Below are 12,916 nucleotides of genomic sequence, written 5' to 3'. Positions count from 1 at the left end.
GTATCCGCCCTACCAAGTACATATTTTTTAGCGTTTATCTATGGCTTAGCTTTGCTGTATGAGGAAAGCAGAAAAAAGAGAGCAGATGCTGTCGATGATAGCAGACTGGCATCAGAGCGGAAAAAGCAAGAAAGCATACTGTGCTGCAAACGGGATTAAGGAAGCCACCTTTTATTACTGGTTTTTGCGCAGCAAAGAAAACGATATGGCTAGCGGAAGCTTTATAGCGATCGATAAGTCCTTCAAAAAAAGCGAAGTTGAGGTTATCTATCCCAATGGTGTGCGGATCAGGCTGGATAGCGATCTTGCTCTTCTCTCACAGCTCATCCGCCTGTACTGATATGTTTTCATTGGGTTCCTCGCACCGGTTCTATCTCTATGATGGCCATTGCGACATGCGAAAATCTTTTGATGGGCTCTGTGGACTGATCAGTTCGGGTATGTATCGACAGGCCACCAGTGGTGAAGTGTTCGTGTTCCTGAACCGTAGTGGTACGCATATGAAACTGCTTCACTGGGAGAAAGGGGGCTTCGTCCTCTATTACAAACGGCTGGAGAGCGGTACTTTTCTGGTGCCGAGTGTAAAAAAGGGAGAACTGTCCTGGAGCGATCTGGTGCTGATGGTCGAGGGGATACAGGTGGTAAAAAGCATACAGAAAAAACGTTATTCATTACCACAAAAACAGCTTTTATGATTGCAGGAATGCTGATAAAACCGTATCTTTAGGGTATGGAAACAGCGCTGGAAAACCTATCAAAAGAGGAGCTTTTAGAGCTTGTTTCCGGCCGTGATGAAAAGATAAGGACGCTATCCCAAGAGACTTCAAAAAAAGATGAAAGGATCGAATACCTGGAATCTCAGCTTGCCATGTACAAGCGGATGCAGTTCGGCCAGAAGCGTGAACGCTTCGAAGGTGACCCCGACCAGACCTTCCTGCCCTTTGGGGCCGAGCCCGAAATTGTAGAACAGAAGCAGGAAGAAGTCCGGCAAAAGATTGAATACACCCGCAAACGTCCGGGTCACAGGGGACGCGCGAAGCTACCCGCACATCTACCTGTGGAAGAGATCGAGATCCATCCCGAAGGTGACCTGTCTGAAATGGTGTGCATCGGAAAGGAGATCACCGAAGAACTGGAATGCGAGCCCGCAAAGTTCTATATCAGACGCTATATCCGCTATAAATACACGCCTAAAAATGGAGATGGCGTTAAGATCGGCGAACTTCCCGAGCGTGTCATCGACAAAGGGATACCCGGAGCCGGATTACTGGCGATGGTACTGACGGGCAAATACATGGACCATCTCCCATTATACCGCCAGAAGCAGATCTTCGCAAGGGAAAACATCCGGATCGCTTCTTCAACAATCGAAGGATGGACAAAGGAAGCGCTGATCAAACTCGAACCCCTTTACGAGCAGCTGGTCTTCGACACCAAATCCAAAGGGTATCTTCAGGTCGATGAGACCGTGATAAAAGTACTGGACAGCGAGAAAAAAGGCGCCGCCCATCAGGGGTATTACTGGGTGTACCATTCCCCATTGGACAGAACGGTACTTTTCGATTATAATCCTTCCCGTGGTGGCCATGTGCCCAAATCCATGCTGGATAACTTTAAGGGCTATCTCCAGACGGACGGCTATGCCGCATATGACAAATATGGCAAAAGGAAAGACATCACCCATCTGGCCTGCTGGGCACACGCAAGGCGCGAGTTCGAAAAAGCACTCCAGAATGACCGTCCAAGGGCCCAAAAGGCACTGCTGATGATACAGGAACTTTATAAAGTTGAGCGAAAAGCCAAAGAGGAAAAGTTATCGCCTGATAAGATCAAGGAGCTACGGCTGAAAGAATCGCTGCCGGTCATCAACGACATGGGCAGATGGATCTTTGAAGAGATCAAAGACACCCTGCCCAAAAGCCAGATAGGAAAGGCGATGGCCTATGCATACGCACGCTGGGACATGCTATCTGCATATTTACGCGATGGAAACCTGCAGATCGACAACAACCTTATAGAGAATGCCATTCGCCCTGTAGCACTCGGCCGCAAAAACTACTTGTTTGCAGGCAGCCATGAAGCTGCACAGCGGTCGGCGATGATATACTCGTTCTTCGCTATCTGCAAAAAGCACGAGGTGAATCCATTCCAATGGCTTAGGCATACCCTGCTCCATATTGCATCAATCAATCACAAGAACCTCAAAGAGCTTTATCCGCAGAACCTTAAGAAATCAACTGACCTGTAGTTTGTCGGGCGGATACGTCTGTTTTGCTAAAGCGTTGATCGGCTGACAGAGAAGGAATGTTGTTTCCCCTAGTGAAATAACTTCAAAATACTTAAAGTCCTGATCCATGGTATAGCGATTAAATTGGTGCGACATCTTCATTATATTCGACCGGCTCCAAGTCCCATTTGTCAATGAGTTTTCCCAGCCGTGCTTTTAGGGACTGAAACCCTTTGCAGGTGTGGATAAAAACGCCATTAAAAAATATAAAAAAACGACCGCCTGTACCCCTTAAGTTGTAGTGTCCGACAACGGCAACCATCAGGTTGTCCTTGTCCCTGCTTTCCCACTGGAACTTTGTTCCAGCGATTAATTGATTGCTTTTCATACGTGTAATATTATACTTCGGTTTTAATGATTGTGAACGGCCATGACATGGATCGTTTGCCTCCGACACGTAGAGCTGCTGCATCTGCTATTTTTTTGTTCGGGAAAGTCTTGACCATGAGTTTGCCCGTAGGCTCGTAACGTTCCGCATACAGCTCCATCCCGTTTTTTTCGATCCAGCCGGTTTTCTTATCCTTTAGGTTTTCCTTTACTATATGTAAAGTCCGGTTACCATTTTGGTATGCCCATGATGATTTAAGAGCCATATCTAATATGTATTGGTTTAAAATAAACTGATCTGTTTTCCTTCGTCACTTTTGGTGAAGTGAACCTGATCCCCGACAAAAACCAATTGCCGCTCTGCAGTACAGTCAAATTCGTCTATGAGCGATCCCTTTTCCCTTGGTCAACAGCCAAAAAATGCCTACTGTATTCCATCGGTTTCAAAGCACCTTTGTATTTACTCAACGGAACAACCTTATAGGCAAAAACCACGGTATCGCCCTGCCCAAGCCTTCCCATGCTACCGGTAGCGACATATTCGTCACCCCCGTAAAAAACAGTGTGGGGTACATACCCTTCGGTGATCTGCTGCGCACAGGTTTTATCTCTTAATTCTTCGAATTTTACAATAGTGACTGAAATTTCCATAACTAAAAAAATTAATGATCGAATAGATTCAATTGTATAGAACAGGTATCTTTATTTTTCTTCTTTGATTTCCCCAGCAACGGGGAAAACTTGGATTCAAATGCATTAAGATCATGTAAGTAAGCCGTTCCAAAACCGGCTTTTTGCTGATCCCATATTTTTACGTCCCACATTTCACTTTCAATGAAGTCTTCCCACGATTCAAATTGCAATGCGGAAAGCCTGTGGGAAAAATGGTAATATTCCAACTCATCTGAATTCATCGGCCTTGAATAAAACGGGGGACGATTAGCGCATCCCGACACAAGTCTGTTTCTTGTTAGCCATCGATCTGCGTCTATAAAAACATAAATCCTTGCTGGGTAGGAAGTGGCCGGACGAAACACATATTCAATTCGGCCGTATTTATTGACCGGTCTGTGCAGCTGGGTAAGAACGTAGCTGGGCAGGTTGGAAAGGTCTTTAAATCCTACCCTTTTCAAAAGTTGTATTTGATCAGCCGTCAACATTTTTAAACTACATTTTATCTTTCTTCCAAAAGCAACTGATAAGACAACGCTTCAAGTTCTGCCTGTGAGTTGATATCCCTCCTAATGATTTCGTAGGCAGGATTTGAAAAATGCCGGTCATCTAAATCACTTAGTATATCATCCTCTAACCCTTCGGGGACGTAACACAGCAAGTATGTATCATTGGAAGGCAATCGTTTAAGACCGTATTCATCTCTCAACAGCCCTTTAATTTGTTTTAGATCGTCCATTGAAAAACAGGTTATTCCAACAACCAATATTTGCATTTCCATAAATTTCTTCTTTAATTATCTGATATAAAGATAATAAAAAACGTCACACTCCCCAACTATGATTCGTCATAATTATGTCACAATCCCCAACATGTTAGGCCTGCAAAAGACATCGTATCGATGCCGCCTTTTAACAGTTCGAATATTCTTTCTTTACCTTTGATCTATGGAACGTATCAAAGGCGAGTTTACTGTTTGTTATAAAGGGAAGAGTTCAACTGTGAAATATGATTTTGACGCATTGGGTGGCAATCCACATTTCTACGTGAGAGATAAGTATGGCCTTTACCATACGTTTTTCAAGGGGCAATCTTGGGGTTACAGTAGTAGCCTAAGCAAACCGAAAGGGTGGAGTGATGGCTTCCTAGAAGTATTTTATAGAATGCTCGAAAAGGAGCTTGTTTCGATCTATGATTCGGGCAAATTTCCCTACATTGGACGTTATGTGTTTCGGTAAGCTTTATCGTGAATAATATCTTCGATTTTTTGGTTAATAACATTACCGTCCGGTTTATTAAACTTTCTATTATTTATAAAAAGTGAAGAGGGCTTCTTCGTTGTGTCATAGAAATCCCTATCTAAAATGATTGAATACTCGTGCGCTGGGTGTTTTGATTTTTCAAGTTTCATTGGTTTCGGTATTATTGAGATATTGTGTTATGAAGCGGATATTCCCTGATCAATAAATCCGCTGGGATTTTTAGGAGCTGGCTGAATTTACGGATCATATTCAGCGACAACGGCTGTTTGTAATTCAAAACTTTGCTTATCGTCCCTTTGTCGCCATAAGCCAAAGCCAGTTCCTTGGGGTTGTAACCGAATTCTTCCATCCGTATTTTGATAAGCTCCACCGGATCAACCTCCGGTAGCTCGGAAGTTTTATTCTCGTATTCAGAAATGAGCCTGACCAGCAATTTCAATTCCTTCTGATCGGAAGCGGTCTTGGAGTACTTAATCTCTTCGTATCTTTCGATAGCCTTCAAGTACTCTTGTTCCGTTTCAATTAAAAACCATGCTTGCGTATACATAACCTTACTTATTAAATTCATCTAAATCGTTGATGCGTCAATATCATCATATTCCCCATGTGTGCCAATAAACCGCACATCGACAAAGGCCAGCTCAAAGTTGACCTCTATGATCAGCCGGTACTTGTTACCTACGATTTTGAACCTCGCCCGTTTTCCCTTAATAATTTTTGCCGTGGGAAAACTGTCTAGGATATCCTGACTTTTCTTCCACACCGCTCTTTCGGTTACGATCTTCCATGTTGATACACTCTTTCCAGCATCGGAATGTTTCTTGACAAACACATTTAATTTTCTCGAATTAACAATATCCATACAAACTATTTACAAATATAGTGAATGGTTGGCAAATCGCCAACTAAAACAAAAATACTATTGTATCGCCCTTTCTAAAGAAGTCGTGATCCACATAAAGTATTTTCTTTTGATCAAGCGAAGAAAGTATGCCACGCAATTGTTTAATAGGAATTTTGGTTGCCCCTTCAATATCCAAGATATGTGCATAATGTCTTTCATCGTAAGTATCACATTCTTTAAGGTACTCGACAACTTGGCTTTCAAATGTTGTTAAATCTGTATTTTGCATGTCTAATTGATTTGTTCGAATTACTTGCCCAATATACGCTTTAGCTCCTGTTATTAATAAATCCTTCGATTGCTTCTTTATAAAGTGTTGCGTTAATCTCGTTTAACTTAGATTGTGCTATTTCCACAACCTGAAAATCCTCGGGATCGATACCATTGTTTACACTAAATTCTTGAATTATATCTTGACGCACCCGTGTGGCACACTCGCTATTCATCCATTCACCATTAACAACCATTTCCAAATCATTGCTTTTTGCCACGTCATCACGTTGGGAATAGTTGGTCAAAAATTTTTCCACGAACTCCCATGCCGATTGAAAGCTGCGTTGGTAAGGAACAATCGAGAAATGTTCATCCAGTAAGCCACATTCGTCATGTAAGTAGTTTATATAGTCTGTTGCGTCTTGCTTATTGGTAAACAATGCATCAGGATTAGTTTCTGTTGACGCTGGCTGTCCTTCTGAATTTACTACCGTATAGATCATATCTGTTATTGCTTTGATTTAATAGTATAAAGATAATGAAAATAGTCACAATCCCCAATGTTCTAGTGTCACAATTATGTCACAACCCCCAATATTATTAACTATATTACAGTCGCTTTTATCTGTGCTGGCCAACAGGAATATTTTCTTTTTCAATAGCAAATTCTTTACCGCCTTAATAGACATATCCATACTTCTGATAGGGATCAGTATTATTTCATGCTACAATATGAGTTGATTAGTTAAACGAAATAGGGATAGGAGCGGCATCCTTTTTTGTCCTGGTCATAGCGAAGCTGACCAAGATCAAAAAAGATACAGCGGATAGCCCGACCGAAGGGATTTCCCTCAAAGGACTTTTACAACTTCAACAAAAACCTTCTTCTTCTTATTGACGAAAATTTTTCCTTTACTCTTAAGCTCTTCCTGTAATCTCACACGATTGTGAAAAAGCTTATATACATTGTCATCCTTTTCAATATCACGCGGCATATACTGTATAATTTTGGCGGCAGACGAACAGAAAAACTCTTCCTTTTCTGTTTTTAAACGATAGATATAATTCATATTTTAACTCCTTTTAAACGTAAATATTTATACGCTGTAGACCGGCTGGATATATCGGCCAAACGCATCAGCTCACTTATTGACTTCCCCTCATTATACAACCTTATAGCCAGCTCCGCTTTAGCTGCTGCTGACCTGCTTAAACCTTTCGGTCTACCCATGGGCAAACCCGTTTGTTTACGTACCTCGATTCCGGCCCGTTGACGTTCCTTGATGGAAAAAAAATCGTTCTCCGCAATTTTGGACAAAAAGGCTAGGAAAATATCACCCATTGGCTCACGCGTATCGACCCCGTCTTTAATAGACACGATCGACACACCCCTTTCCTTCAATGAAAGGTACAGTTTAAATACCTGATCCAAGCTTCTTCCCAAACGGTCGATCTTCCAAACGCCAGTTTAATGGATCACGGTCATCCGCATCATTCCCTGAAGTAAAAGTATAGCCACCCAATACAACAGGCTCATAAAATTCAAGCTGAAACCATAAATCGCCGGAGAATCCCGAATTTAAAAATTTAGAGTTAATATCATTATCTACTAATTTCTTTGATCCTTCACCAGCATCAGGGCCGCCGTCGTTATCGCGCGAAACACTGAGCACGCCATTCGCAGTTACATCCCTAACAATACCCAAATCAGTAAGCAATCGTGTAATTTGCAACACGGATCCTTTTGGAGTTTTTCCTTGTAAAGTATAATACTCAAACTTTCCGGTTTCCACCGGTATGTCAATAGTTCTTTCGGTAGATACCGGATCACCGCTGGCCGTTTCTCCGGGGAACCATTTGACTTCGCTCAAGTTAACCGCTGTATTTACGGCCAATCCCAAAGTACCGGATCCTTTCGGATGGGTATCCATTTCCATCAATTGGTCTGGCTGGATTTCAATTATTTTTTCGCGTTGTGCCCAGTACTCCTGATTGTTTTCGGCGCGCATCAACACGGTAAATGTGCCCGTTTTTAAAAAAGTATGTACCGGAGAAACTTCTACCGAGCTGCTATCATCGCCAAATTCCCAACGCACAACGGAAAAATTTGTCGATTCGTTTTCAAAGTTATAGGTAAAAGGGTCATCTTCTTCCACCTGTTCAACCGTGAAAGCGGCCATTGGTTTTGGTTCTTCCGGCTCTGGCACTACTTCTTGTTCTTCTTTGCAGCTTGAATAAATGGCTAAAGCCAACAAACTCATGCCCAATAATTTTTTTATTCTTATTTCCATAGTTAACCTATCATCTTCAAGTTTCATTTATTGTTAACAACCGTCCAATCTTTTAGGATCAACCTTTAAGGGACGCGAATCAATCGCCATTCGGCGACTTGGATAACGCCACTACCATTGTTGTTCGTTATATTTATACGATAGTATTTATACGCTCTCGTCGCATCAAAATCATAACGTTTGGTTTCGAAACGATTCGCGAAGGTTTCACCTGTCCTGGTGTCTAGAGTTTCCCAAGTTTGCCCGTCATCTGAGCCTTGCAGGTTCCAGTCTTTCAAGTCCCGATCAGCAGCATCATTTGCTGAAGTAATAGAATAAGCGCCTATGAATTGTGGTTCTTCGAAAGCCAATTGGAACCAGCTGTTCCCCCTATAATCCGGCTGTAAAAATTTTGAATTGATATCATTATCGACCAGTTTCGACGAACTCTCACCCTCGTTGCTGTTATCATGATCAACACTTAAGGTACCCTCACCGGTAACATCAACCTCCATCACATTTTGTGGATAGACCGCAATTATCGCATAGCTCTTATTGGGGTCTAAAATATGCCGCGAAGTTTCGCTTAATTTCACAACAAGCGCCAAGGTATGGTCTGCATTTTCTTCTATAGTAGACCATGGAACGATCAAATCCATCGCTGCCTGGCTCAAGTTACTGCCCACCTGATAACTGGCATTTAAGGAATATTGTTCTGGGCTAAGCGCTACTGTATTTGCCGGTAACACTCCTTTCTGAATTAATGTAGCTATAGTATCAACATCTACAGCAGTTTTTACCGTGAAAAAGCTACCGGCAGTACCGGCTAAGCTAATGCCCAAAGGAATATTGATCCCCGCCGACGTTACACTGTAATTTTGACGGTTTCCTACCGCTATGATTTCGCTGCCTCCTTTGGTAATCGATACGTAATGTATCTCTTCCTGTTCGAGGATATCTGTGGTATTAAATACGATCATCCCCGTACTTGCCTCTCCGACAATATTGCCTTTCCCCGGATTAGTTAAGTCGTAGGCAAAAGCAACGCTGGCCCCATAAAATTTTTCTAACTCAGAGAGACTGATCAACACATTAAAAACCGCTTCGGTTGCTCCGTATTCAAAATTAACCGTATTAGGTACTGTTATTCCCTCTGGGGGTAGGACCGCCACATCAGTTAAATTGCCTCCTTCAAGAAGTGTATTTACCGTATCGGCATTCAGTTGTAATCCAACCTGAAAAGCCTTTGCTGCCGGAGAAGACAGGCTTACCTTTATCGGTACAGTCACAGCATCGCTGCTCTTTACTATATCACCACTAATGCTTCCGGCAGAAACTGTGGTAACAACGTTCTCCTGAAGCGCAAAATCTTCCAATTCACTATCTTTACAAGAAGCATAGATGAGGCTGCACAAAACCACCAACAGAAGCCATTTATTAAGTTTATTACGTTTATTCATATCCTTTTATATTAAAGGTAAAATATTGTCCCTATCCATCACTTATTGATCAAGCCAGGTTTTCCCGTCTAACTGCCAGCTTTCCTGCCTGGATATTTTTAGCCAAGTGAAGATCTGCGTTGGGATATCGAATGTACGCGGTACCAATGCACCTAAATCATCGGTACTTGGCGCACATAGGTAATCGTTTAGCCGGTCATAACTAAAATCATCTGTTGTGAGGGTTAAATGATTTCCAAAAATGCCTTCATCTATAATGGTTCCATTCGTATTATTCGCTACCGGCCAGTAACCTGCTAAATAAGGATAGTAGGGATGATTTTCATCAATACTGGTTTGACAGGCATAGGTAGAAATCACATCATCCGGCAGTGCAGCCTTCCAAATACGGACATCGGCCACATAAGCGTCCGGCTCGCCGTGCCCATTGCCATTGATATACCCAATGGTCAATGGAGCGTCATTATCTAAATTACCCCAACCTTGGATATCGGTTTCATTATTAAAGGCCCCATTGGTATACGTACGGATAAAACGTGTACCGTCACGAATTACACCGACCACCGCTACACTGCTCCAACTGGCGTCAGCGAGCGTTCCACCCCGTACTTGATTACCATCACCCGTCCCCCTTGCATTGAATTGCCAATAGTTATCCTCCAGAAAAACCACCCATCCATTAGAAGGCCCACCCGATGACCATTCCGGACGTTTTCCCAACAAAGCGGGATAAATGTTTTTAATGGGTTTATTTTTTTTGATTTTTAACTCTATTGTAAATTCACCCGTATCAAGATTATATATGGTGTTCGCATCATTGTTTTCCAAAATAGCATGACGTTGGCCTTCGAAACGTGCAAAATCTCCCTGGAAGCGGTTACCCACAAAAGGTTTCGAAATATAGCGTGTTTGATAGCGCGGAGCACTAAAGATGGTGAAGGTATTAGCTATAGGATTGCTGAATATTGTGTTATCGTTATCCGCTATAGGATAGTTCCCACCAATACTTGAAGTCACCACAACCAACCAATTTTCTTCACTATACGTAGGCCGGGCTTTCAGTGCATTTAATAGCTCGCCCAGTTGGTCATCAAATGTTAAAATGGCACTCTTGTAGACTGGTTTGGAAATATCATAGCCTTCAGAAGCGCCAACGGCGTTTGGATTGCTGAAATGTACCGTGATAAAATCAACCTGTTCTTCGCCCAATGCCGTTACAGCAGCCGATGCAACCGCATCGTCATCCGGCAAAACTTCACTTTCATCGGTATCAGCGGTTAAGTTATCTTTAAACAATTGGGACGTGGTAAAAACACGGATATTAGCTTCCGGATCCGCGTCTTTAATACGGGTATAAATAAGCGGGTAAGTATCCAAATTGGTATTGCTAAAGTCGTTGTTAACAACACCATGCTTTGTTCTGCTTACACCGGTCAATAAGCTCGTCCAATTGGTTCCGGGTTCAGTAGTTTCCTCATCGCCAAGAGATACCCAGGAATAAATGGCATTTTTTAATAAGGTGTTTACATTAGGTGGCGCAGCCGCTTGAATAGATTGACCCCGAATCCCATCTGCGATGACGTATAACACCTTTGGTTGGCCATAGATTACATTAACCGAATCACTATAGGTTTGATCCGGAATTGTTTTTTCAAACTCCTGCTTACAGGAGATAACGAGCAGGGTTAAGATAACGGCCAAGGCCCCGATAGGCAGTAGAATCCTTTTTATTAGTTTATATAGATTATTCCGTTTCATCTGTAAATAATTAGTTTATTCCTGTTTTATTTTAAGGCAACATAAACTGAAGCTGGTTTATTCGATCAGCACCCTGATGATGTTATTAGCATCTTCGCCATTAAACTGTGAAAAATTACCAATTAAAAGCAAAGCCCGTTTATCGTCAGCAGATTTAGTTTCAAAGACATTATAAAGCGTCCCTGCAAAGTTTCCTACCGCATTATATCCCAGTGCCAACGTGCCGTCGGCATTAAGCACCATAAACCGGTTACGTACTCTATCATCATATTTTGTAAAACCGCCACTCACTATGATGAGCCCGTCATTAAGCTGTTTGGCAAAAGACGGTAAACCGTTTTCAAATACACGGGGAACAAAACTATCATCAAGGGAACCGTCTTCATTTAACATGGCCATGCCAACCTGCGATTGTCCGTTGTAGGATCTAAAGTTGCCGCAGACGATATATTTATGGGTGACCGCATTATAAGTCACCGAAGAAACCACATAATCGAATCCCGCACCAGCGGCATTAAACGTTTCATCGATTGTTCCATCGGCATTTAAACGAAGTATATAACCGGCTGGCAAGCCATCAAACTGATTAAAGCTACCGAAAACCAACAATCTCCCTTTCAGCGAACCCTCATCATGATAATAGGTATCGGAATTACCATTAGGGCCGGTTAAGCTTTTATTTGCACCGCCATCAAAACGATACGTTTTATCTAAACTGCCATCCAAATTCAGGCGAGCCAATTGCCGTACTTCTGTACTGTCGACAATTACCGTATCACGGGTTTCCAGCGCATTTGACTTGTCGTATTGCCGGGTCACATAATAGCGAAAAGAACCAGTGACCAATAGTTTGCCATCCTGGTTGTAAATCCGGTTTACGCCACCGCCATCAAATCCAGCATTGAAGCGTGCGAAATATTGGATGGTATCATTTTGGTTAGGCCTCCTCCATGTATGCACACCCATCGTATCAATGCTGCCATTATCGTTAAGCATGGTTAGATTACTGATATTACCGGTACGCTGTGCGTAACCGGAAAAGGAACCACCGATAAAATATTTGCTATTTACTTCCAGGATTTCACTGATATAACCATTCGCTCCCGTTCCCGACCTTAAACCCGCATCGTAGTTTCCATCCAAAAAAGCACGCGCAATCCGGTTTATAGGCCTGATAATCCCTTTATTATCATAATTGGTGAAATTGCCTACAACGATCATTTTATCATTATCGGTAAATAAGACATCAGCAACCGCACCGTTAGTGCCTTGTCTGGCAGCAAACGTCGGATCAATACTGATTTTACCATCCACCTTGAATTCAGGCCCGAAAACTACCACTTCTCCCACAGATATCGATGTAATGCCTGTACTGGCAAAATCTGGTACCGTTACAGAAATCCCCTCCTCTGTTACCTCTTGTATGGCAGCTTCTTCTCCGTTAAAACGAAAGACGAGCTGATCTTTGTAGTCTAAAAGACCTTGGGCAGCGATGGTCACCACCGTATGTAAATCGTCAGCAAAAAGTGGACACGATATTTTAAAAACTTAAGGAGTGTTTTCATCAAAAACGTTAGATTTAATTATGGGAACACCAAAGAAGAAGAGCACGGAATCATTTGTAAAAGACATTCGTAAGAATACGCGCAGGATCTTTACCGCCGAACAGAAGATTTTGATCGTTATGGAGGGTCTTAGAGCCGAGACCTCTGTGGCAGAATTGTGCAGAAAGCACAGCATCGCCCAGTCCCAGTTCTACGCCT

At 42.5% G+C, this 12,916-nt stretch carries 20 protein-coding genes; 5 read left to right on the top strand and 15 right to left on the bottom strand.

The annotated features are described in order from the left end of the window. Positions 1-58: 58 nt before the first annotated feature. Genes tnpA through tnpC form a run of 3 tightly spaced genes read left to right on the top strand, consistent with a single transcriptional unit; the run spans position 59 to position 2,248 of the window. Complete coding sequence (gene tnpA, locus A37S_RS0121515; protein ID WP_036603724.1) at positions 59-340, top strand: IS66 family insertion sequence element accessory protein TnpA; 282 nt, start codon at positions 59-61, stop codon at positions 338-340. Between the two features lies 1 nt (position 341). After that, entirely contained in the window at positions 342-695 is a 354-nt protein-coding gene (gene tnpB / locus A37S_RS0121510; RefSeq protein WP_028298745.1) for an IS66 family insertion sequence element accessory protein TnpB, read from the top strand. A 35-nt stretch (positions 696-730) separates the two neighbouring features. Then, a complete protein-coding gene (tnpC, locus tag A37S_RS0121505) occupies positions 731-2,248 on the top strand; it encodes an IS66 family transposase (protein ID WP_028298744.1) in 1,518 nt (505 codons plus the stop codon). A gap of 118 nt (positions 2,249-2,366) precedes the next feature. Here tnpC and A37S_RS0121500 read toward each other — a convergent pair whose 3' ends face one another. From A37S_RS0121500 to A37S_RS0121480, 5 genes are all read right to left on the bottom strand, one after another. After that, complete coding sequence (locus A37S_RS0121500; RefSeq protein ID WP_028298743.1) at positions 2,367-2,615, bottom strand: hypothetical protein; 249 nt, start codon at positions 2,613-2,615, stop codon at positions 2,367-2,369. A 10-nt stretch (positions 2,616-2,625) separates the two neighbouring features. Continuing rightward, positions 2,626-2,880 (bottom strand): hypothetical protein, encoded by a 255-nt coding sequence (locus A37S_RS0121495; RefSeq protein WP_028298742.1) that lies wholly within the window; start codon positions 2,878-2,880, stop codon positions 2,626-2,628. A gap of 115 nt (positions 2,881-2,995) precedes the next feature. Next, positions 2,996-3,265, bottom strand: coding sequence for a hypothetical protein (locus tag A37S_RS0121490; RefSeq protein ID WP_028298741.1), 270 nt, complete (start codon positions 3,263-3,265; stop codon positions 2,996-2,998). Positions 3,266-3,276: 11 nt separating this feature from the next. Next, entirely contained in the window at positions 3,277-3,528 is a 252-nt protein-coding gene (locus tag A37S_RS27310; protein ID WP_157278997.1) for a hypothetical protein, read from the bottom strand. Positions 3,529-3,788: 260 nt separating this feature from the next. After that, positions 3,789-4,067: a hypothetical protein gene (locus A37S_RS0121480; RefSeq protein ID WP_028298739.1), complete on the bottom strand. Its 279-nt coding sequence runs from the start codon at positions 4,065-4,067 to the stop codon at positions 3,789-3,791. Positions 4,068-4,233: 166 nt separating this feature from the next. On the opposite strand from A37S_RS0121480, the gene A37S_RS0121475 reads away from it, so the two are divergent. Continuing rightward, the gene (locus A37S_RS0121475) at positions 4,234-4,524 is read left to right on the top strand and encodes a hypothetical protein (protein WP_028298738.1); all 291 of its coding nucleotides are present in this window, start codon (positions 4,234-4,236) and stop codon (positions 4,522-4,524) included. A 184-nt stretch (positions 4,525-4,708) separates the two neighbouring features. Here A37S_RS0121475 and A37S_RS0121465 read toward each other — a convergent pair whose 3' ends face one another. From A37S_RS0121465 to A37S_RS25675, 10 genes are all read right to left on the bottom strand, one after another. Beyond that, positions 4,709-5,095 carry a helix-turn-helix domain-containing protein gene (locus A37S_RS0121465; protein WP_028298736.1) on the bottom strand — a complete coding sequence of 129 codons (387 nt, stop codon included), beginning with the start codon at positions 5,093-5,095 and terminating at the stop codon, positions 4,709-4,711. Positions 5,096-5,116: 21 nt separating this feature from the next. Next, positions 5,117-5,380 (bottom strand): type II toxin-antitoxin system HigB family toxin, encoded by a 264-nt coding sequence (locus A37S_RS0121460; RefSeq protein ID WP_245586443.1) that lies wholly within the window; start codon positions 5,378-5,380, stop codon positions 5,117-5,119. 73 nt (positions 5,381-5,453) lie between these two features. Then, on the bottom strand, positions 5,454-5,681 hold the full coding sequence (locus tag A37S_RS25695; protein WP_036603720.1) for a hypothetical protein: 228 nt from the start codon (positions 5,679-5,681) through the stop codon (positions 5,454-5,456). Positions 5,682-5,721: 40 nt separating this feature from the next. After that, positions 5,722-6,168 carry a hypothetical protein gene (locus tag A37S_RS0121450; RefSeq protein WP_028298734.1) on the bottom strand — a complete coding sequence of 149 codons (447 nt, stop codon included), beginning with the start codon at positions 6,166-6,168 and terminating at the stop codon, positions 5,722-5,724. A 348-nt stretch (positions 6,169-6,516) separates the two neighbouring features. Then, positions 6,517-6,735 (bottom strand): hypothetical protein, encoded by a 219-nt coding sequence (locus tag A37S_RS0121440; protein WP_028298733.1) that lies wholly within the window; start codon positions 6,733-6,735, stop codon positions 6,517-6,519. Next, positions 6,732-7,109 (bottom strand): recombinase family protein, encoded by a 378-nt coding sequence (locus tag A37S_RS25690; protein ID WP_084164007.1) that lies wholly within the window; start codon positions 7,107-7,109, stop codon positions 6,732-6,734. Before A37S_RS25690 ends, A37S_RS0121440 begins: the two co-directional genes overlap by 4 nt. Beyond that, on the bottom strand, positions 7,081-7,983 hold the full coding sequence (locus A37S_RS26470; protein ID WP_051293378.1) for a PKD domain-containing protein: 903 nt from the start codon (positions 7,981-7,983) through the stop codon (positions 7,081-7,083). The genes A37S_RS25690 and A37S_RS26470 overlap by 29 nt, the downstream gene beginning before the upstream one ends. A 38-nt stretch (positions 7,984-8,021) precedes the next feature. Beyond that, positions 8,022-9,395, bottom strand: coding sequence for a discoidin domain-containing protein (locus A37S_RS26465; protein WP_051293377.1), 1,374 nt, complete (start codon positions 9,393-9,395; stop codon positions 8,022-8,024). A gap of 42 nt (positions 9,396-9,437) precedes the next feature. Then, the gene (locus tag A37S_RS0121420) at positions 9,438-11,153 is read right to left on the bottom strand and encodes an alkaline phosphatase family protein (RefSeq protein WP_028298732.1); all 1,716 of its coding nucleotides are present in this window, start codon (positions 11,151-11,153) and stop codon (positions 9,438-9,440) included. A 57-nt stretch (positions 11,154-11,210) separates the two neighbouring features. Then, positions 11,211-12,656: a DUF5008 domain-containing protein gene (locus A37S_RS25675; RefSeq protein ID WP_245586442.1), complete on the bottom strand. Its 1,446-nt coding sequence runs from the start codon at positions 12,654-12,656 to the stop codon at positions 11,211-11,213. Between the two features lie 82 nt (positions 12,657-12,738). Here A37S_RS25675 and A37S_RS25670 point away from each other — a divergent pair. Beyond that, on the top strand, positions 12,739-12,916 hold a 178-nt coding region (locus A37S_RS25670; RefSeq protein ID WP_036603714.1), incomplete at its 3' end, for a transposase.

Origin of the sequence: Olivibacter sitiensis DSM 17696 (assembly GCF_000427965.1) — a bacterium.
In the GTDB taxonomy this organism is placed as follows: domain Bacteria; phylum Bacteroidota; class Bacteroidia; order Sphingobacteriales; family Sphingobacteriaceae; genus Olivibacter; species Olivibacter sitiensis.
Note: the sequence above shows the minus strand (reverse complement) of the source record. Positions and strands in the feature narration are given on the sequence as shown.

Coding starts and splice junctions, on each gene's coding strand:
- tnpA (WP_036603724.1), top strand. CDS start 59: ATGAGGAAAGCAGAAAAAAGAGAGCAGATGCTGTCGATGATAGCAGAC.
- A37S_RS27310 (WP_157278997.1), bottom strand. CDS start 3,528: ATGAATTCAGATGAGTTGGAATATTACCATTTTTCCCACAGGCTTTCC.
- A37S_RS25695 (WP_036603720.1), bottom strand. CDS start 5,681: ATGCAAAATACAGATTTAACAACATTTGAAAGCCAAGTTGTCGAGTAC.
- A37S_RS0121420 (WP_028298732.1), bottom strand. CDS start 11,153: ATGAAACGGAATAATCTATATAAACTAATAAAAAGGATTCTACTGCCT.
- tnpC (WP_028298744.1), top strand. CDS start 731: ATGGAAACAGCGCTGGAAAACCTATCAAAAGAGGAGCTTTTAGAGCTT.
- A37S_RS0121465 (WP_028298736.1), bottom strand. CDS start 5,095: ATGTATACGCAAGCATGGTTTTTAATTGAAACGGAACAAGAGTACTTG.
- tnpB (WP_028298745.1), top strand. CDS start 342: ATGTTTTCATTGGGTTCCTCGCACCGGTTCTATCTCTATGATGGCCAT.
- A37S_RS0121490 (WP_028298741.1), bottom strand. CDS start 3,265: ATGGAAATTTCAGTCACTATTGTAAAATTCGAAGAATTAAGAGATAAA.
- A37S_RS0121440 (WP_028298733.1), bottom strand. CDS start 6,735: ATGAATTATATCTATCGTTTAAAAACAGAAAAGGAAGAGTTTTTCTGT.
- A37S_RS26470 (WP_051293378.1), bottom strand. CDS start 7,983: ATGAAACTTGAAGATGATAGGTTAACTATGGAAATAAGAATAAAAAAA.
- A37S_RS0121450 (WP_028298734.1), bottom strand. CDS start 6,168: ATGATCTATACGGTAGTAAATTCAGAAGGACAGCCAGCGTCAACAGAA.
- A37S_RS0121495 (WP_028298742.1), bottom strand. CDS start 2,880: ATGGCTCTTAAATCATCATGGGCATACCAAAATGGTAACCGGACTTTA.
- A37S_RS26465 (WP_051293377.1), bottom strand. CDS start 9,395: ATGAATAAACGTAATAAACTTAATAAATGGCTTCTGTTGGTGGTTTTG.
- A37S_RS0121475 (WP_028298738.1), top strand. CDS start 4,234: ATGGAACGTATCAAAGGCGAGTTTACTGTTTGTTATAAAGGGAAGAGT.
- A37S_RS0121480 (WP_028298739.1), bottom strand. CDS start 4,067: ATGGAAATGCAAATATTGGTTGTTGGAATAACCTGTTTTTCAATGGAC.
- A37S_RS0121500 (WP_028298743.1), bottom strand. CDS start 2,615: ATGAAAAGCAATCAATTAATCGCTGGAACAAAGTTCCAGTGGGAAAGC.